The following is an 18535-nucleotide window of genomic DNA, read 5'->3' on the forward strand; positions in this document are numbered from 1 at the left end:
TTGCGTAACGGAGTGGAAACACCATGAAAAACGACGTCATTTCTCCGGAGTTCGATGAGAACGGTCGCGCGATGCGCCGTATCCGCAGCTTTGTCCGCCGTCAGGGCCGTCTGACCAAAGGTCAGCAATTTGCGCTGGATAACTTCTGGCCGGTGATGGGCGTGGAGTTTCAGCCGGAAACGCTGGCAATTGATACCTTATTCGGTCGCTCCGCACCTGTTGTGCTGGAAATCGGTTTCGGGATGGGCACCTCGCTGGTCACTATGGCGCAGCAGAATCCGGACCAGAATTTTATCGGCATTGAAGTCCACTCACCGGGCGTCGGTGCCTGTCTGGCGACCGCGCACGAAGAGGGCGTCAGCAACCTGCGCGTGATGTGTCACGATGCGGTCGAAGTGCTGGAAAAAATGATTCCGGATGGCTCGCTCGACATGGTGCAGCTATTCTTTCCTGACCCGTGGCATAAAGCGCGTCATAATAAGCGCCGTATCGTGCAGCCTGAATTCGTTGAGAAACTGCGCAGGAAGTTGAAAGTGGGTGGCGTATTACATATGGCAACCGACTGGGAGCCGTATGCAGAACACATGCTTGAGGTGATGACCAGTCTCGAAAGCTGGGCAAACCTGTCGCAGGAAAACAACTATGTACCGCGCCCGGAATCGCGCCCGGTAACCAAGTTCGAAATGCGTGGCCAGCGTTTAGGCCACGGCGTATGGGATCTGATGTTTGAGAGGAAGCAATAATGGCTACAAATCGCAGTCGTCGTTTACGTAAGAAGTTACACATTGCCGAGTTCCAGGAACTGGGCTTCTCTGTAAAATGGCGTTTCCCGGAAGGTACCGCGGTAGAAACCATTGACGAATCACTGGATAAATTCATTGACGGTGTGATCGAGCCAAACAAACTGGCCTTTGACGGCAGTGGCTATCTGCAATGGGAAGGTCTGGTTTGCCGTCAGGATATCGGTCACTGCACTGATGAACAGCGCGCTCAGGTCAAAAAATGGTTAGAAGACCATAAAATGGAAGACGTTGAGGTATCAGACCTGTTCGATATCTGGTGGGATTGATTCTGCCAGCGGTTGAACACTGAATCTTTTAAAGGTGCCTTTCCGGCACCTTTGTTACATCTGGAGGAAGGACGTTGGGTACCGAGCTCAATAACAGTTTGCTGGAAGATATTCTTGCGCAGGTCAGGCCGCTGATAGGCCGTGGCAAAGTCGCCGACTATATTCCCGCGCTGGCAGAAGTCAGCCCTGATCATCTGGGGATTGCCGTGTGTACCACGAAAGGTGAGATCTTTCGTGCCGGTGATGCCAATACCCGGTTCTCAATCCAGTCGATTTCTAAAGTGCTCAGCCTGACACTGGCGCTGACCCGCTATCAGGAAAGTGAAATCTGGCAACGCGTGGGCAAAGAGCCTTCCGGCCAGCCGTTTAACTCGCTGGTTCAGCTTGAGCTGGAACAGGGGAAACCGCGCAATCCGTTTATTAACCCCGGTGCTTTGGTGGTTTGCGATATGCTGCAAACTCGTCTGACTGCGCCCAAGCAAAGAATGCTGGAAGTGGTGCGTCAGCTGGCCGGTTCGGCCGATCTCAACTACGATCGGCACGTTGCGCGTTCTGAATTCGATCATTCCGATCGCAACGCCGCCATCGCTTACCTGATGAAATCTTTCGGTAATTTCGATAACGACGTCATCACTGTGCTGCATACTTATTTCCACTATTGCGCATTGCGCATGAGTTGTGAGGAACTGGCTCGGACGTTCGTTTATCTTGCGAACAAGGGCCATCCGCTGGGCAATGAGCAGCCGCTGATTGATGCCCGTCAGGCGCGACAGATTAACGCAATGATGGTGACCAGCGGCATGTACGACGGTGCCGGTGAATTCGCTTACCGCGTCGGCATGCCGGGCAAGTCCGGTGTCGGTGGCGGCATTATTGCTATCGTGCCGGGAGAGATGTGTATCGCTGTCTGGTCGCCGGAACTTGATGCGGCGGGGAACTCTTTGGCAGGTATTGCTGCCTTAGAATTACTGGCGCAACGTATTGGCCGTTCAATTTTTTGAGTTTGCTGTCTTAAGGGAGAGTACATGTTAGTAAAAACTGGATTTGTTAAAGCATCCGTAGCGGCCTTGCTGGCGCTGACAGCGTGGAGTGCGCAGGCGGATTATCAGTGCGCCGTGCAGCCGAAAGATGATGTGATCATCAAACCGCAGACCGTGCAGGTTGTAGGTAACAGCGGTGATTTGCTGATCACGCCAAACGGCAACGTGACTCTCAATGGAAAAAACCTTACCCTGAGCGCGAAACAACGCCAGGAAGCGATCGATTATCAGGCCTCGCTGCGCCGTGATTTACCGTGGATTGACCAGGGGGCCACCGCGCATCTGGAAAAAGGCCGCGTCGCCGTGGATCGTGTGATCGTGAACAAACTGGGCAGCGACAGCAATGTGCGTAACCGTCTGGTGACCCTCGACAAGCAGCTTAAAGAGCAGATGAACCTTATCCTTGAACATCGCCCTGATGGCCTGACCTTCCACCATAAAGCCGTGGAACAGGTGAAACAGAACGGTCAGAAGCTGATGGAACAAACCATGGGCGGCGTCATGCAGGACAGCATCAATGAGATGGGCCTGAAACAAGCCACAAGCGGCGGTAACCCGCTGCAGGCGATGATGGGCAATCTCGGCGGTCTGCAACAAGCTGTGCAGGAAGAGTGGAACAAACAGGAAAAAGAATTCAAAGCCTTCGGTGACGATGTCTGTAAACGCGTCACAGCGCTGGATACTCAGCATAAAACCTTGCTGACGGATTTGAAGCAGTAACTTCGTTCCTCAAAATTCAGAAACAAAAAAACCGCAATTAAGCGGTTTTTTTGTTGGGAAAAGCAGTTAGCGCTACATCTCCCTGGATCCTACTTTCGTGAATATCGCGAAAGCCAGCACTCCAATAGCGGCGATATTATACCCAATTTAGTCCCACGACAAATACTGACTATGCAGATTCAATGGCTGAATTTGTCAAGGGTAGCGCCAGCTTTACTCACCCAAAAACAGCTCCAGCAGTGAATTCAGGAACAGTTTGCCTTTGCGGGTGATCTGCCAGTTCGTTTCGGTTTCCAGCAGATATTCTTTGCTGATGGCTTCATCGAGCTGCGCGCGGATAACCGATTCATCCAGCCCGGTATACAACCCAAACTCTTCGCGTGGTGCGGCTTCGAGCAGACGGAAACGGTTCATGAAGAATTCAAACGGCAAATCTTCTGTTTCCACCGGATGCTGTTTGTCCATGTAACGTCCCTGCATATAACCACGCGGATGCTTGGTTTTGACCGTGCGCAGGATTTGCCCGTCGGGCTGTGTCAGCTTGCCGTGCGCACCGCAACCGATGCCGAGATAATCCCCGAAGCGCCAGTAGTTGAGATTATGCTGGCACTGATAGCCGGGTTTAGCATAGGCAGACGTTTCATATTGCTGATAACCGGCGGCCGTCAGCAGCTGATCGCCTTGCTCAAAGATATCCCACAGCGCGTCTTCATCCGGCAACGTTGGCGGACGTGAGGCGTACATTGTATTAGGCTCGATGGTCAGTTGATACCACGATAAATGCGGCGGATTCAGTGCGATGGCCTGACGCAAATCGTCCAGCGCTTCTTCGAGTGTCTGATCCGGTAAACCGTGCATCAGATCCAGATTAAAACTGCGCAAATTCAGGCCGGTCGCCAGATGGGCGGCGCGTTTTGCTTCTTCCGGCCCGTGAATACGGCCCAGACGCTCCAGTTTTTGCGCATCGAAACTTTGCACACCAATTGAAATGCGGTTCACACCGGCGCGCTGATAGCCGCTGAAGCGGTCTGCTTCGACGGTGCCCGGATTGGCTTCCATGGTGATTTCTGCATTTGCATCAAGAGGCAAACGCGCGCGTACGCCGTCGAGCAGGTTTTGCATTGCTTCGCTGCTCAGCAGGCTTGGGGTTCCGCCGCCGATAAAAATTGTCCCTACGCTTCGGCCAGCGGCCAGATGCAAATCTGCATCCAAATCGGCCAGCAGGTGCGCGACATAGTCGTCGTGCGGCACTTCACCCTTTAACGCATGCGAGTTGAAATCGCAGTAAGGGCATTTTTGCACGCACCACGGAATATGAATGTAGAGACTCAGCGGCGGCAACTTACGCATTCTTCTGTACAGCCTCTTTCATCGCCGCCAGCAGCAGTTTCAGCGCCTGACCACGGTGCGATACCGTACTTTTTTCTTCACGCGTCAGCTCTGCGGCTGTTTTGCCCAGTTCCGGAACGAAGAAAATCGGGTCGTAACCAAAACCGCCTTCACCGGCTTCTGCAAAGGCAATTTCACCCGGCCAGCTGCCGTGACACACCAGCGGCGTCGGGTCTTCTGCGTGGCGCATGTAAACCAGAACGCAATGGAATTGTGCGCTGCGCTTGCCCTGCGGCACGTTTTTCAACGCGACGAGCAGTTTGTCGAGATTTTGCTGATCGCTGGCATCAACACCTGCATAACGCGCGGAATAAATCCCCGGCGCGCCGCCCAGAAAATCAACGGCCAGGCCGGAGTCATCGGCCACAGCCGGTAAACCGGTTTCTGCCGCCGCGTGGCGGGCTTTGAGGATGGCGTTCTCAATGAACGTCAGGCCGGTTTCTTCAGCGGATTCAACGCCGAGTTCGGTTTGCGCGACGACGTCCAGCCCGAAATCGGCCAGAAGATGTGCGAGTTCACGGACTTTACCGGCGTTGCCGGTAGCCAATACGACTTTTTGCATAAAATAACGTCCTGAAGACCATCTGAAATGAGTTTATTCAGCGAGCAGTACCGCGACCTCGGTCGGGATATTTTGCGGATTCGTAATGCGGACTTGTTTATGGCGGCCCAGCTCGCCCTTTTCAATGCTTACCTGACTTTTGGCGACTTTAAACTGTTTGGCGAGAAATTTCACCAGATGTGTGTTGGCCTGACCGTCCACCGGGGGCGCGGTGATGGCGACTTTGAATTCGTCGCCATGCAAACCGACCAGGCTGTCGCGGCTGGCTTTGGGCTGAATAATCAACCGCAAAACCAGCGCATCGGATTGCCAGCTCACCGGATTTACGGCAACTGCCATAATGTGCCGATGTAATTTAAGTTCGCGAAGAAATTATCGAGAATATAAAGAATAATCACGATAATCATGCCTGAAAAATCGATGCCACCCAGCGCAGGTAAGATGCGGCGAATCGGCCCCATCAGCGGTTCGGTTAACTGCATCAGCAGATAATCCATCGGCCCACGGCCCTGAGTCACCCAGCTCAGCAGGGAGCGGATAATCACCACCCAGAAAATCAGCGAGCCAGCGGTTTTAATCAACGAAACCAGACCTGCCAGCAAATTCACCAGGCTCAGTGAAATCCCGCCGCTGATAATCAACTCCATCAGCGGGTATTTGAGGGTCAGCAGCAAAAATGCAATCAGCAATGACGCGCTGTCAATCGGCCCCAGCGGCGGGATCACTCGGCGAAGCGGACGGATAACCGGCTGCGTCACCTTCACGACAAACTGCGATAGCGGATTATAAAAATCGGTACGCGCCCATTGCATCCAGATGCGCAGAAGCAAAATCATTGCGTAAGTATTAATTACCATGACTAACAAATTGGTCAGCATAAATTGCCTTATCTAAGTATGTTAAAACTGTTTTTCCATTTCCTGTGCGCGGGTAATGGCGGCCTGCATGGCTTCGGAGACAATCTCCGGTAATTTACGATCGGTGAAAACTTTCAGTGCTTCAAATGTCGTGCCGCCTTTGGACGTCACATTCTCACGAAGTTGTGACAATGGCGTGTCCGGGCTGGCGGCGACCAGCGCAGTCGCCCCGCTTGCAGCCTGTTCCACCAGCATCCGCGCCGCTTCTGCACTAAAACCCAGACGCTGCGCTTCGGCCTGCATCGCTTCCATAAACAGGAAGAAATACGCCGGTGCACTGCCCGCGGCAGCAATAATATGGTTGATGCCTTCTTCGGTATCGACCCAGCACACTTTGCCGACGGCGGTCATCAGCTCGCCGCTGTAATCGCGGTCAGCCTGTGAAACCTGTTCTGGCGCGAACAAACCGCTCATGCCTTTTCCGACCAGAGACGGCGTGTTCGGCATAATACGCACAATGTTCAGATTATCGCCCAGCAGCTCGCAGAAACGCGCCACGCTGACGCCTGCGGCAATCGACAGTACCAGCTTGCCGCTAAAATCCACGTCTTTTTGCAGTGTTTTACATACATCGGCCATCATTTGAGGTTTTACAGAAAGCACCACCACATCAGCGTCTTTTGCGCAGCCGCTGTTATCGCTGCTGCTTATCACGCCATATTTTTCAGCCAGCGCGTCGCGGTGCGTGGTGGAAGGGGCACAAACGCTGACCAGATTTGCCGGATAGCCGCTTTCGACCAGACCCGCAATAATCGCGCCTGCCATGTTACCGGCGCCGATAAAACAGAGTTTACGATGTTGCATTGGTGCTCCTTGCTGTCAGAACAGGGGATAAGTAAGTCATTTATTGATGATTTAAAACAGTTTACTGCATCGCAGCGGTTACTGTTTGGCGCTGTAATCGCGGGCACCAAAAATCGCCGTCCCGATACGCACCATGGTGCTGCCCGCCGCAATGGCTGCCGGCATATCGTCGGTCATGCCCATTGAAAGCGTATCTGCCTGCGGGCAAATGACCTGCAATGCCTTCAGAGCGTCGCGCATCTGGCTGAAAACGTCCAGCTGGCGTGTGTAATCGGTTTCTGCCGCCGGAATTGCCATCAGGCCGCGCAGATTCAGGTTAGGCATCGCCATGATTTGCGCCGCCAGCTCCGAAACTTCTTCCAGCGCAATACCGGATTTGCTGGCTTCATCGCTGATATTCACCTGAATCAAAACCTGCAATGGCGCCAGATCAGCCGGACGTTGTTCATTGAGACGTTGGGCAATTTTCAGACGATCAATCGTATGGCACCAGTCGAAATTCTCAGCAACGAGACGGCTTTTGTTTGATTGTAATGGCCCGATGAAATGCCAGGTGAGCACAGGCAGATGCCCGGCAAAGTGGGCAATTTTATCCACGCCTTCCTGCACGTAGTTTTCACCGAAGGCAAACTGTCCGGCAGCGATAGCTTCTTCGACAGCGCTCGCAGGTTTTGTTTTGCTGACTGCAAGCAAAGTAACTTCTTCTGGAGACCTGCCGCAAAGCTGTGCAGCGGCTGCGATTTTCTCGCGGACATTCTGTAAGTTCTGCTCAATAGCGTTTTGCTGACTCAGGCTCATAAGGACTCGGGAGGATTTCAACATGGATATTGATGGATTAGTGGGGCGTAGTGTAAAGCAAAATGCCTCAGATCTGCACCTTTGTACCGGCTATCCGCCAATGTTACGCATTGATGGCGAATTATGCCGCTGCGAAGACCTGCCGGTTGTGAAGGCGTCGGTGATGCAGGCCCTCAGCCAGAAGTGGCTGGATACCGCGCAACTCGCCTGTTTGCATCAGGCAGGACAGGTGGATAAAGCGCTGACGCTGGGCGCGGGTGTGCGGATGCGGCTCAACATTTTTCAGCAATGGTACGGGCTTTCCGCAGCGCTGCGGCCCATTCCGGTGCAGTGCCCGGACCTGGCCTCACTTCGTGCGCCGGATATTTTACAGCAACTGATCATGCAGGAAGATGGTTTGATTCTGGTCACCGGTGCGACCGGCAGCGGGAAATCCACCACGCTGGCGGCGCTGATTGATCATCTCAACCGGCATACGGCGCGTCACATCATTACGCTTGAGGATCCTATTGAGCTGATTCATACCAGCCGTAGTTGTCTGATCCAGCAGCGTGAACTGGGGCAGCATACGCGCTCTTTCTCTGAGGCCGTGCGCGGTGCTCTGCGTGAGGATCCGGATGTGTTGCTGCTGGGTGAACTGCGTGATACCGAAAGTATCCGACTGGCGCTGACCGCGGCAGAAACCGGGCATCTGGTGCTGGCAACCTTGCATACGCGCAATGCCACGCAGGCGATTGACCGGCTGGTCGATGTTTTTCCCGCAGAAGAAAAGGCATTTGTCCGGGCGCAGCTGGCAGGCAGTTTGCGGGCGGTGATTGCTCAAAAGCTGACGGTAACGAAAGCGACGGAGGAACAGCAGGGCGGAAGGGTGGCATTGTTTGAAGTGCTGACATCAACGCCGGGTGTGTGCAATCTGATCCGCGAGGGGAAAACACATCAGCTGGCGGATGTGCTGCAAACCGGTGCACTGGCCGGAATGCAGACATTTGCGCAGAGCCGCCATCAGCGGCAAAGCGCCGGGCTACTGGCTGCGGATCAGGACTGACTCCATTGTTTCTCGAACCAGCTTTCCAGAATGATGACCGCCGAAGCCGCGTCCACGCTGCCTTTATCCAGTGCGCGAAAACCGCCACGGTCAAACAAATCCGCGCGGGCTTCAACGGTGCTCAGACGTTCATCATGCAGCTCCACCTGAACGCCAAAACGGCCATGCAGACGGTTGGCAAACTTACGCGCACGCGCCGTCAGCGGCTGTTCTGTGCCATCCATGTTCAGCGGCAGGCCAACCACAACCAGATCCGGAAGCCATTCTTTCAGCAGCTTTTCGATCTTCTGCCAGTCCGGCGTGCCGTCCTGTGCTTTAAACGACGTCAGCGGGCGCGCCGTGCCGGTGACTTCCTGGCCGATCGCCAGACCGATGCTTTTGGTGCCGAAGTCGAAGGCGAAGACTGTGCGGTTACCCATTATGCGTGCCCTGCGTGGGTAGCAAGCTGGCTGACATCCACGCCGATCATTTTCGCGGCTTCACGCCAGCGGTCTGCAATCGGAGTGTGGAACAGAATGTCGCTGCTCGCTTCAATGGTCAGCCATGAGTTTTCCAGCAATTCCTGCTCCAGCTGCCCCTGTTCCCAGGCCGCATACCCGAGCGCCACCAGCACATTTTTCGGCTGGTCAGGCGTGCCCAGCGTTTCGAGAACGTCTTTGGACGTGGTGATCATGGTGCAGTCTGAAATCCGGATACTGGAACCAAAACCTTCACGCGGTGTATGCAAAATAAAACCACGATCGTCTGCCAGAGGGCCGCCGGAAAAGACCGGACGGTCGAGGCGGATCGCCGGATCGCGTGGCTCAGGGCTGATATCGAGTTTATCGAGCACATTTTCGACGGTGAAATCTTCGACCAGTTTATTAATCACCAGACCCATTGCGCCGTCTTCATTATGTTCGCAGATATACACGACCGAACGTTTGAACTGGGGTTCGTCCAGTCCGGGCATCGCAATAAGAAAGTGATGTTGTAGATTCATGGTAAGTAGGATGTTTAACCTCAAAATAGAAACAAAATCAGACAAGCCAGTTTATTACGGCAGCGTCATCAAAAAAAGCGGGCTATCCGGCAGAGCGGATAACCCGTTAATGACGGTATTGCGTGATTAGCGTGCAGCCAGACGTTTTTCGATAGCGTCCATCAGCATACCGGTGATGGAAATCGGGAATGCTGCTTCAATTTCACGCGCACAGGTCGGGCTGGTGACGTTAATTTCGGTCAGGCGATCGCCGATGATATCCAGACCGACAAAAATCAGGCCTTTTTGCTTAAGGATTGGTGCCACGGTGCGGGCAATCGCCCAGTCGCTTTCGCTCAGCGGACGTGCTTCACCGCGACCACCTGCAGCCAGATTGCCGCGGGTTTCGCCTTGTGCAGGAATACGCGCCAGGCAGTAAGGCACCGGCTCGCCGTCAACAACCAGAACGCGTTTGTCGCCGTCTTTAATAGCAGGCAGATAGTTCTGCGCCATACAGAAACGGCTGCCGTGCTCGGTCAGCGTTTCGATGACAACGGAAACGTTCGCGTCTTCCGGTTTCAGGCGGAAGATTGATGCGCCGCCCATGCCGTCGAGCGGCTTGAGGATCACATCGGTATGTTCTTTATGGAACGCTTTCAGCTGCGCCGCGTTACGAGTTACCAGCGTGTCCGGCGTCAGTTCCGGGAACCAGGCGGTGAACAGCTTTTCGTTACAGTCGCGCAGGCTTTGCGGTTTGTTGACGATCAGCGTGCCTTTTTCTTCGGCGCGTTCAAGGATGTAAGTGGCATAAATAAATTCGGTATCGAACGGCGGATCTTTACGCATCAGGATCACGTCGAGCTCTTGCAGGGCGATATCCTGTTCGGTGCCGAATTCATACCAGCCATCGTAATCTTGCTTCACGCTGAGCTTTTTGGTGGTCGCACGGCCTTCGCCGCCGCGCAGATACAGGGAATTCATTTCCATGTAATGCAGCTCGTAGCCACGACTCTGTGCTTCGAGCAACATGGCGAAACTGGTGTCTTTTTTGATGTTGATGGAAGAAATCGGGTCCATCACGATGCCAAGCTTGATCATTTGGTCTCCTCTTAACCCAGATCGCCGAAACGAACCTGTAAGGCCGTTATCGCGGTGAGTGCTGTAGTTTCTGTACGCAGAACACGGGGTCCCAGCAGGATATCAGTAAATCCGTAACCGGAGGTCATTGCAATTTCGTCGGCGGATAAACCGCCTTCCGGGCCGATCAGCAGGCGAACATGATTCACCGGCAGCGGCAGGGTATTGATGCTGTGGCTGGCGCGCGGATGCAGGTTCAGCTTCAGGCTGTCGTCCTGCTCGGCGCACCAGGCTTCTAGGTGCATGACCGGACGAATTTCCGGAATGCGGTTTCGGCCACACTGCTCGCAGGCTGCAATGGCGATTTTCTGCCACTGCTGCAATTTCTTTTCCAGACGCTCACCGTCCAGTTTCACGCCACAGCGTTCGGAAAACAGTGGCGTAATAGTATTCACGCCCAGCTCGATGGATTTCTGGATGGTGAATTCCATCTTCTCGCCGCGTGAAATCACCTGGCCGAGATGCAGATTCAGTGGCGATTCATTGTCTGACAGCACGCCTTCGCCCAGGCTGACGCGCACGTTCTTCTTATCCACCTGCGTAATGCTGGCGTCGAAGATCTGATTACTGCCGTCAAAAAGCTGAATGACCTGACCAGGCTGCATGCGCAGAACGCGCCCGACGTGATTCGCGGCATCTTCACTGAGCGCAATTTCGCTGTGCGCGGTTAACGGTTCAGGGTGATAAATGCGAGGTATGCGCATGTGAGGCTGCTGTCCTTAAAGTCTTGAGAGGGGTTATTTTGGCGACATTAGTCCGCATTGTCGCGAACTAATGTGCTCTGATGATGAGTTTAATACTAAGTTAGCTTTTTCTTTTCGCGCAAGCCTGCTGAACGTACGGATTATGATTTCCCTGCACATTCGCAATGCGGTTGTCGCGTTCGCATTCCCAGGCAGTGACCGGATACTGCCGATCCCAGGCGGTAAACAGCTGAGTTTGCTGGCGTGACAGATTCAGTTTGTACTGGTCGCGCATGTAGAAATAGGTGCGGGCGATGGCGCCGCGCGCACGGGCTGGCGGTTCGGCGGCTTTGGCTTTGAAGTCGATTTTCATCCCGCATTTGCCGTACTGGCCTTCACCGCCGTTCCACTGGCTGTACATGAAGTTGTTGCGGTCGCCGTTCACTTCGCCAATAGCCGGTTCAAGGTTGTGCAAATCCGTTTCTATCTGGCGATAGTCGGCGCTTTTCGCACAGTTTTTACGTCCGCCGTCCTGCCAGCATTGCATCTGGTGGCCAAACTGCCAGGCGGGCACAACGTGTTCCCATTCAATACGGTTGGCGCGTTGCTCGCTTTTGCGGACTTCATAGCCGCAGGATTTCAGATCCGGTGTCCCTTTTTTCCCCTGCCAGCTAATGTCACAGCCGCAGTAGAACGTCGGCGCGCCCTGATTGATTTTGACCGCTGCCGCTTTGGCCTGAGTGAAATTATTGATGGCGTTGCCAGACTGGCTGAAAGCGCTCAGCGGTGCCAGAGCACCGATAAACAGAAAGGATAAAAGTGTTTTACGAAACATGTTTCCGAATAGCCCGAGTGTAAAAGGTCGCAAGGGTAACGGATGCGAAGCGGTGTGACAATCAGACAATATAGCTATTTAGTGATTGAAAAATCAGCAGTTAGAGGTGCCTTTAGCGTTAAAACGTAACAGCTCGCCGCAATGCCGGCAGCGGTATTCCGACTCTTTACGCATTACCTTATTGTGGCGGCGAACCGTCAGCTGATGGTCACGGCAGGCGCACAGATACGGGTACGTTTTACTTTGCACGGAGGCGACTTCGAACTTGTGCGTCCGGCTGGCCGAAACGCCCAGCACGTGCTCCATCATCCAGCGCCATTCTTTACCGTGCGGAGCCGGTGCCCGCCCGAAACGCCGGTAAACCAGCAAATGTGCCAGCTCGTGCGGAACCACTTCATCAATAAAAGGTTGCTGGTTTTCCATCAGCAAGACGGAGTTAAGACGGATTTGCCAGTGCTGGAGGTACGCGCTGCCCGCGCTGGTGCCGCGTTGCTGATACGTGATTTCCGGCTCCGCGTAATCGGTGCCAAAAAACTGATTTGCCATCTGGAGTTTTTCCCGCAGGCAGCGCATGACGGCTTGTTGCAGGGCGATGGGAAGGCGTGAAGTTTTCATCAGGCGAAGGATAAATCTGTGGGAAGTGAGATGCAATATTGAATTCCTCCCCTTTGCAGGGGAGGAATGGCGTGCTTACTTACCGATGTCGCGCAGTGCTTCACCTTTCATCAGGTTGCGTTCGATGTGTTCCAGAGAAACGTTTTTGGTCTCTGGGATCAGCGCAATGGTGATAAAGATGAACACGACGTTCAGCGCGGCGTACACCCAGAAGGTGTTGGCGTTGCCGAGGCTGTCGAGCATGGTCAGGAAGGTTGCGCCGACGATCATGTTGGCAATCCAGTTGGTTGTGGTGGAAACGGTGATACCGAAGTCACGGCCTTTCAGCGGCTGGATTTCAGAACACAGAACCCAAATCAGCGGACCCGCACTCATCGCAAAACCAACGATGAACATCAGCAGCATCGCGATAGAAAAGTATTTCGCGGCATCGGATTCCACGCCGATGTGCAGCATCGTTCCGAGTACACCCATACCAATGGCCATAACGAGGAAGCCCAGTTTCAGCGTAGGTTTACGGCCCCAGCGGTCAACCAGACCGATGGCAATGAAGGTCGCCAGAACGTTCACAAGACCGACAATGACCGTGCCCCACATTTGCTGAGAGGTGCTGGCGAAACCGGCGATACCGAAGATTTTCGGTGCATAATACATGATGACGTTCATGCCCGTGAACTGTTGCATGACCTGCAACAGGATGCCGAGATAAACCGCACGACGGAAGTTTTTGTTGTTAGTGAACAGACCCCAGCCGCTTTGTTTTACTTTCAGGCTTTCACGGATTTCGTCCAGCTCACGTTTTGCCTGTTCGCTGGAATCACGCAGTTTTTCCAGAACACGGCGGGCTTTCCCATCGTCACCGCGTGCGGCCAGCCAGCGCGGGCTGTCCGGCAGGAAAAACACGCCAATCAGCAGTAACAGGGCGGGGATGGTAATAACGCCCAGCATCCAGCGCCATGCGCCGGTGTAGCTGAATGCGGTATCAGACAGGTACGCCGCCAGAATACCGATGGTGATCATCAGCTGGTACATGGAAATCATGCTGCCGCGGATTTTTTCCGGTGCAATTTCTGACAGGTAGATTGGCGCAGTGTAGGAGGCTACGCCGACTGCCAGGCCTAGCAGGACACGGGCAATAATCAGGATTTCTGTATTTGGCGCGAAGGCGGAGCACAGGGAACCGGCAACGAAGAGGATCGCGCCAATCATCAGGCTGTACTTACGGCCAATACGGAAGTTCATCCAGCCACTGCCAACAGCACCGACAGCGGCACCAAACATCATGGAGCTGACCACCCATTCCTGCTGGTGGCTGGTGATTTGAAAATCATGGCTGATAAATGGAAGGGCACCAGCGATGACGCCGATATCTAAACCGAACAACAGTCCGGCCAGTGCAGCGAGAAAACACACAAAGAAAGTGACGCTTTTGTTCGAGCGTTTTCCTTTGGTCGAAGTTGAGTTGTTCATCCGGTCTCCAAAATAATGCAATCGTTTTGAGTTTGTAATAATGCTTAGGCTGTTATGTTATTTACCCTGTACACAGCTTAACGTGAACCCGGTCACAGTGTTGTAATCGTTTACACTTATAGGTGTCATCGGGAATGTTGTTCGGTAAGGGTTTCAAGGAGATATGCAGCAGGGAAGGGGCTTTAATGCAGAGTAATAGCCCATAAATTGATTTATATCAATCAAAATTATGTGACACAATTTCAATCATTAAAATAATCTATTAATTTATAACAAGTTATTATCTGTAACCGTTTTCACTGGTATTTAAAAATCAGATACCATCCCTATTCATTCCGCGCTAATCCTCTAAAAACAGGCAATAAAAAACCCCGCCGCAAGGGCAGGGTTTCAGTGCAGAACAGTCTGAAAAGCTTATTTCAGGCCGGCAGCTTCGCGCAGTTGAGCCGCTTTGTCGGTTTTTTCCCACGGGAAATGTTCGCGACCAAAGTGACCGTATGCAGCGGTTTCTTTGTAGATCGGGTGCAGCAGATCCATCATCTGAATCAGGCCATATGGACGCAGGTCAAAGAACTCGCGAACCAGCAGGGTCAGTTGTTCGTTAGAAACTTTACCGGTGCCGAAGGTTTCCACCATGATGGAAGTCGGTTCAGCCACGCCGATGGCGTAAGACACCTGGATTTCACAACGGTCAGCCAGACCGGCTGCCACGATGTTTTTCGCCACATAACGTGCAGCGTAAGCGGCAGAACGGTCAACTTTAGACGGATCTTTACCTGAGAACGCACCGCCGCCGTGACGGGCCATGCCGCCGTAGGTATCAACGATGATTTTACGTCCGGTCAGACCGCAGTCGCCCATCGGGCCACCGATGACGAAACGGCCAGTCGGGTTGATGTGGTATTTGGTGCTGGCGTTCAGCCATTCTGCTGGCAGTACAGGTTTGATGATTTCTTCCATCACCGCTTCCTGCAAATCTTTCAGCGCAATGTCTTCAGCGTGCTGAGTGGACAGCACAACGGCATCGATGCCGACGATTTTGCCTTCGTCATACTGGAAAGTGACCTGGCTTTTCGCATCAGGACGTAGCCATGGCAGGGTGCCTGATTTACGAACTTCAGCCTGACGCTGCACCAGACGGTGTGCGTAAGTGATCGGCGCTGGCATCAGAACGCTGGTTTCGTTGGTGGCATAACCAAACATCAGACCCTGGTCGCCCGCGCCTTGTTCCAGCGGGTCAGTACGGTCAACGCCCTGATTGATGTCCGGAGATTGCTTACCAATAGCGCTCAGAACGGCACAAGAGTTGGCATCGAAACCCATGTCAGAATGGATATAGCCAATTTCGCGAACGGTCTGACGCGTGATTTCTTCAACGTCTACCCATGCGCTGGTGGTGATTTCACCACCAACCAGGACCATGCCGGTTTTGACATAAGTTTCACATGCAACACGTGCTTTCGGGTCTTGCTCTAAAATTGCGTCCAGTACTGCGTCAGAAATCTGGTCTGCAATTTTATCTGGATGTCCTTCTGAAACAGATTCGGACGTGAAGAGGTGTTTAGCCATTATGTTCTTTACCTTACATACGACGGGTTAGATATCACTGCATAGCACCGGGGAGACGGGCAGATGAGGAGCACAGCTCGTCATTGTCACAATGCGTCCTGCATGTCCCCATTAGGCAAAGCCTTAAAGCAGTTTGCGCATTAATCCCTAAAATTGCTACGGACGGATTAACATCTGGACGGCTATTTTAGGATAGCACCCGTGCTGAAAGCCAGTCATTTTTGTGACGAACATGGGGTTATTGTGCGGGTTTGCAGTGATATTCACGCATAGAAACAATCCTGACGTCATTTTCATTTTGCAATTTCAGCAGGTTGCCGGTATAAACGGCGCGCGCTGTACATATTTATAGAGACTGTAGATCCCAGCGTATTCCAGTGATTACTGTTTTCTCAGCTCGAATGCCCGCGGGTGATGCGTGGCACGTGTGGAGGTGGTTAGGTTAATGACCCACTTTTTACCGGTTGTTACATTTCAACAGCATCCCCTGCAGCCTTTAATGCGCCTTGCAGCACTTCTTTCAGCGGACCTTCTTTCAGAGAAATGTCTGCCCACTCTGCGATGTTACAGACAGCCTGACTACAGACAGGTCAGTCGCCGACATCTGTACGCTACTCAGTAAAACCGGGTTTCTGAACATCGCATTCCCGACATATAACTGATGTAGCCTGCGACCTCCGGGGTAATTTCCCCTGATTTCTTCCGACTCGTTACACGGAGTCTAAAAACGTGTTTTACAATGATATGAGTGAAAAACAGTCCCATGGCTGTGGCTCGCAGGGTTTTATCCTGTCTGAAAGCCAGCCTTGCGGGTTGTTCTCACCTGTTGTTACTGCGATAGTGGCTGGCCATGTTGTCAGTATAGAAAGAGGATTTACCTATGTCTGATGACATCCAGTCCCACCGTCCGTCACAACCGGGCGATACTGTTTCTTTGCGCTCCATGCAGGAGGTTGCCGTGAACGATCGTGATGCCAGCAAAATGCTGCGCACTTACAACGTTGCCTATTGGGGTAACAACTATTTTGACGTCAATGAACTGGGCCACATCAGTGTTTGCCCGGATCCAGACGAGCCTTCTGCCCGTGTCGATCTGGCGCAACTGGTAAAAGACATGCGCGAACAGGACGGTCAGCGTCTGCCTGCGTTGTTCTGTTTCCCACAAATTCTTCAACACCGTCTGCGTTCGATTAACGCCGCGTTCAAACGTGCGCGTGAATCGTTCGGTTATGAGGGTGATTATTTCCTGGTTTATCCGATCAAGGTTAACCAGCATCGCCGCGTGATTGAATCTCTGGTCGAGTCCGGCGAACCTTTGGGCCTTGAAGCCGGTTCAAAAGCGGAACTGATGGCGGTTCTGGCTCACGCCGGAATGACCCGTTCCGTGATCGTCTGCAACGGTTATAAAGACCGCGAATACATTCGTCTGGCGCTGATCGGTGAGAAACTCGGTCACAAGGTTTATCTGGTTATCGAGAAAATGACCGAGATTAAACTGGTGCTGGAAGAAGCTGAACGTCTGAACGTCATCCCGCGTCTGGGCGTGCGTGCGCGTCTGTCTTCGCAGGGTTCCGGCAAATGGCAGTCCAGCGGCGGCGAAAAGTCCAAGTTTGGTCTGGCGGCTTCTCAGGTTCTGCAACTGGTCGAAATGCTGCGTGAAGCAGGGCGTCTGGAAAGCCTGCAACTTCTGCATTTCCACCTCGGGTCACAGCTGGCGAATATCCGTGACATCTCAACCGGTGTGCGTGAATCTGCGCGTTTCTACGTTGAGCTGCACAAACTGGGCGTCAATATTCAGTGCTTCGACGTGGGCGGTGGTCTGGGCGTGGATTACGAAGGAACGCGTTCCCAGTCCGATTGCTCCGTGAACTACGGCCTGAACGAATACGCCAACAACGTCATCTGGGGCATTGGTGATGCTTGTAATGAGCACGGTCTTCCGCACCCGACGGTGATCACGGAATCAGGTCGCGCTGTCACGGCTCACCACACCGTGCTGGTTTCCAACGTGATTGGCGTTGAACGCAACGAATTCAAAGAGCCGGTTGCGCCGGAAGATGATGCACCCCGTGCGCTTGGCAGCATGTGGGATACCTGGAATGAAATGCACGATCCGGAAAACCGCCGCTCACTGCGCGAATGGCTGCACGACAGCCAGATGGATCTGCACGACGTCCATTCAGCCTATGCACACGGTATTCTGGATCTGACTCAGCGTGCCTGGGCGGAAGATATTTACCTGAATATCTGTAATAAAATCCAGGATCAGCTGGATCCAAGCAACCGCGCGCACCGCCCGATCATCGACGAACTGCAGGAGCGTATGGCCGATAAGCTGTACGTAAACTTCTCACTGTTCCAGTCCATGCCGGATGCGTGGGGTATCGATCAGCTGTTCCCGGTTCTGCCGCTGGAAGGGCTTGACAAACCGCCGGTTGGACGCGCTGTATTGCTGGATATTACCTGTGATTCTGACGGCTCTATCGATCACTATATCGACGGTGACGGCGTGGCGACCACGATGCCAATGCCTCCGTATGATCCTGAGAACCCGCCGGTGCTGGGCTTCTTCATGGTGGGCGCGTATCAGGAAATTCTCGGCAACATGCACAACCTGTTCGGCGATACCGCGGCAGTCGATGTGTTTGTGTTCCCTGACGGCAGCATTGAAGTGCAGCAGTCGGACGAAGGCGACACCGTGGCCGATATGCTCGAATACGTGCAGCTTGACCCGAATGTGTTGCTGACCCGTTTCCGCGATCAGGTAAAAGAAACCGATCTGGATGCGGAACTGCAGGCGCAGTTTGTGGAAGAGTTTGAATCCGGTTTATACGGTTATACGTATCTGGAAGAAGACGAATAAGGGCCGCCGGTTTTCAGCCCTGAATGACAGATAAAATAAAGGCACCTTCGGGTGCCTT

General features: G+C 53.3%; 20 protein-coding genes. 6 read left to right on the forward strand and 14 right to left on the reverse strand.

From position 1 onward, the window contains the following. Window positions 1-23 precede the first annotated feature (23 nt). The 4 genes from trmB (at window position 24) to ACLBVC_RS18615 (ending at window position 2829) form a co-directional block, all read left to right on the forward strand. Window positions 24-743, forward strand: coding sequence for a tRNA (guanosine(46)-N7)-methyltransferase TrmB (gene trmB, locus ACLBVC_RS18600; RefSeq protein ID WP_410150849.1), 720 nt, complete (start codon window positions 24-26; stop codon window positions 741-743). Continuing rightward, window positions 743-1069, forward strand: a complete 327-nt coding sequence (locus ACLBVC_RS18605; protein ID WP_015698505.1) for a YggL family protein — start codon at window positions 743-745, stop codon at window positions 1067-1069. The genes trmB and ACLBVC_RS18605 overlap by 1 nt, the downstream gene beginning before the upstream one ends. 74 nt (window positions 1070-1143) lie before the next feature. Next, window positions 1144-2070 (forward strand): glutaminase B, encoded by a 927-nt coding sequence (glsB, locus tag ACLBVC_RS18610; protein WP_410150850.1) that lies wholly within the window; start codon window positions 1144-1146, stop codon window positions 2068-2070. Between the two features lie 24 nt (window positions 2071-2094). Next, complete coding sequence (locus tag ACLBVC_RS18615; protein ID WP_410150851.1) at window positions 2095-2829, forward strand: YggN family protein; 735 nt, start codon at window positions 2095-2097, stop codon at window positions 2827-2829. A 213-nt stretch (window positions 2830-3042) separates the two neighbouring features. Here ACLBVC_RS18615 and hemW read toward each other — a convergent pair whose 3' ends face one another. The 6 genes from hemW to ACLBVC_RS18645 form a co-directional block, all read right to left on the reverse strand. Then, window positions 3043-4179, reverse strand: coding sequence for a radical SAM family heme chaperone HemW (gene hemW, locus ACLBVC_RS18620; protein WP_410150852.1), 1137 nt, complete (start codon window positions 4177-4179; stop codon window positions 3043-3045). Next, the gene (locus ACLBVC_RS18625) at window positions 4172-4780 is read right to left on the reverse strand and encodes an XTP/dITP diphosphatase (RefSeq protein ID WP_410150853.1); all 609 of its coding nucleotides are present in this window, start codon (window positions 4778-4780) and stop codon (window positions 4172-4174) included. The genes hemW and ACLBVC_RS18625 overlap by 8 nt, the downstream gene beginning before the upstream one ends. Window positions 4781-4813: 33 nt before the next feature. Next, on the reverse strand, window positions 4814-5119 hold the full coding sequence (gene yggU, locus ACLBVC_RS18630; protein ID WP_410150854.1) for a DUF167 family protein YggU: 306 nt from the start codon (window positions 5117-5119) through the stop codon (window positions 4814-4816). Beyond that, complete coding sequence (locus ACLBVC_RS18635) at window positions 5104-5658, reverse strand: YggT family protein (protein ID WP_104923215.1); 555 nt, start codon at window positions 5656-5658, stop codon at window positions 5104-5106. The genes yggU and ACLBVC_RS18635 overlap by 16 nt, the downstream gene beginning before the upstream one ends. Window positions 5659-5679: 21 nt before the next feature. After that, the gene (proC, locus tag ACLBVC_RS18640; protein ID WP_410150855.1) at window positions 5680-6501 is read right to left on the reverse strand and encodes a pyrroline-5-carboxylate reductase; all 822 of its coding nucleotides are present in this window, start codon (window positions 6499-6501) and stop codon (window positions 5680-5682) included. Window positions 6502-6579: 78 nt separating this feature from the next. Further along, window positions 6580-7299 (reverse strand): YggS family pyridoxal phosphate-dependent enzyme, encoded by a 720-nt coding sequence (locus ACLBVC_RS18645; protein ID WP_410150856.1) that lies wholly within the window; start codon window positions 7297-7299, stop codon window positions 6580-6582. 22 nt (window positions 7300-7321) lie between these two features. Here ACLBVC_RS18645 and ACLBVC_RS18650 point away from each other — a divergent pair, with 22 nt between their 5' ends. Beyond that, complete coding sequence (locus ACLBVC_RS18650) at window positions 7322-8344, forward strand: type IV pilus twitching motility protein PilT (protein WP_410150857.1); 1023 nt, start codon at window positions 7322-7324, stop codon at window positions 8342-8344. On the opposite strand, the gene ruvX is transcribed toward ACLBVC_RS18650, so the two are convergent. The 8 genes from ruvX to metK form a co-directional block, all read right to left on the reverse strand. Then, complete coding sequence (gene ruvX / locus ACLBVC_RS18655) at window positions 8335-8763, reverse strand: Holliday junction resolvase RuvX (protein ID WP_195813862.1); 429 nt, start codon at window positions 8761-8763, stop codon at window positions 8335-8337. The two genes, ACLBVC_RS18650 and ruvX, sit on opposite strands and share 10 nt — an antisense overlap. Then, window positions 8763-9326 carry a YqgE/AlgH family protein gene (locus ACLBVC_RS18660; RefSeq protein WP_152327741.1) on the reverse strand — a complete coding sequence of 188 codons (564 nt, stop codon included), beginning with the start codon at window positions 9324-9326 and terminating at the stop codon, window positions 8763-8765. The genes ruvX and ACLBVC_RS18660 overlap by 1 nt, the downstream gene beginning before the upstream one ends. Window positions 9327-9452: 126 nt before the next feature. After that, a complete protein-coding gene (gene gshB, locus ACLBVC_RS18665) occupies window positions 9453-10403 on the reverse strand; it encodes a glutathione synthase (protein WP_152327742.1) in 951 nt (316 codons plus the stop codon). Between the two features lie 11 nt (window positions 10404-10414). Beyond that, a complete protein-coding gene (gene rsmE, locus ACLBVC_RS18670) occupies window positions 10415-11146 on the reverse strand; it encodes a 16S rRNA (uracil(1498)-N(3))-methyltransferase (RefSeq protein ID WP_410150858.1) in 732 nt (243 codons plus the stop codon). Window positions 11147-11246: 100 nt separating this feature from the next. Then, complete coding sequence (gene endA, locus ACLBVC_RS18675) at window positions 11247-11960, reverse strand: deoxyribonuclease I (RefSeq protein ID WP_410150859.1); 714 nt, start codon at window positions 11958-11960, stop codon at window positions 11247-11249. Window positions 11961-12053: 93 nt separating this feature from the next. Continuing rightward, on the reverse strand, window positions 12054-12575 hold the full coding sequence (locus ACLBVC_RS18680; RefSeq protein ID WP_410150860.1) for a SprT family zinc-dependent metalloprotease: 522 nt from the start codon (window positions 12573-12575) through the stop codon (window positions 12054-12056). 75 nt (window positions 12576-12650) lie between these two features. Continuing rightward, entirely contained in the window at window positions 12651-14045 is a 1395-nt protein-coding gene (locus tag ACLBVC_RS18685; RefSeq protein WP_410150861.1) for a sugar porter family MFS transporter, read from the reverse strand. Window positions 14046-14459: 414 nt separating this feature from the next. Beyond that, a complete protein-coding gene (gene metK / locus ACLBVC_RS18690) occupies window positions 14460-15614 on the reverse strand; it encodes a methionine adenosyltransferase (RefSeq protein WP_152327747.1) in 1155 nt (384 codons plus the stop codon). Between the two features lie 880 nt (window positions 15615-16494). On the opposite strand from metK, the gene speA reads away from it, so the two are divergent. Continuing rightward, a complete protein-coding gene (gene speA, locus ACLBVC_RS18695; RefSeq protein WP_410150862.1) occupies window positions 16495-18477 on the forward strand; it encodes a biosynthetic arginine decarboxylase in 1983 nt (660 codons plus the stop codon). Window positions 18478-18535: the final 58 nt, after the last annotated feature.

This window comes from Rahnella selenatireducens (assembly GCF_046449555.1).
In the GTDB taxonomy this organism is placed as follows: Bacteria; Pseudomonadota; Gammaproteobacteria; order Enterobacterales; family Enterobacteriaceae; genus Rahnella; species Rahnella selenatireducens.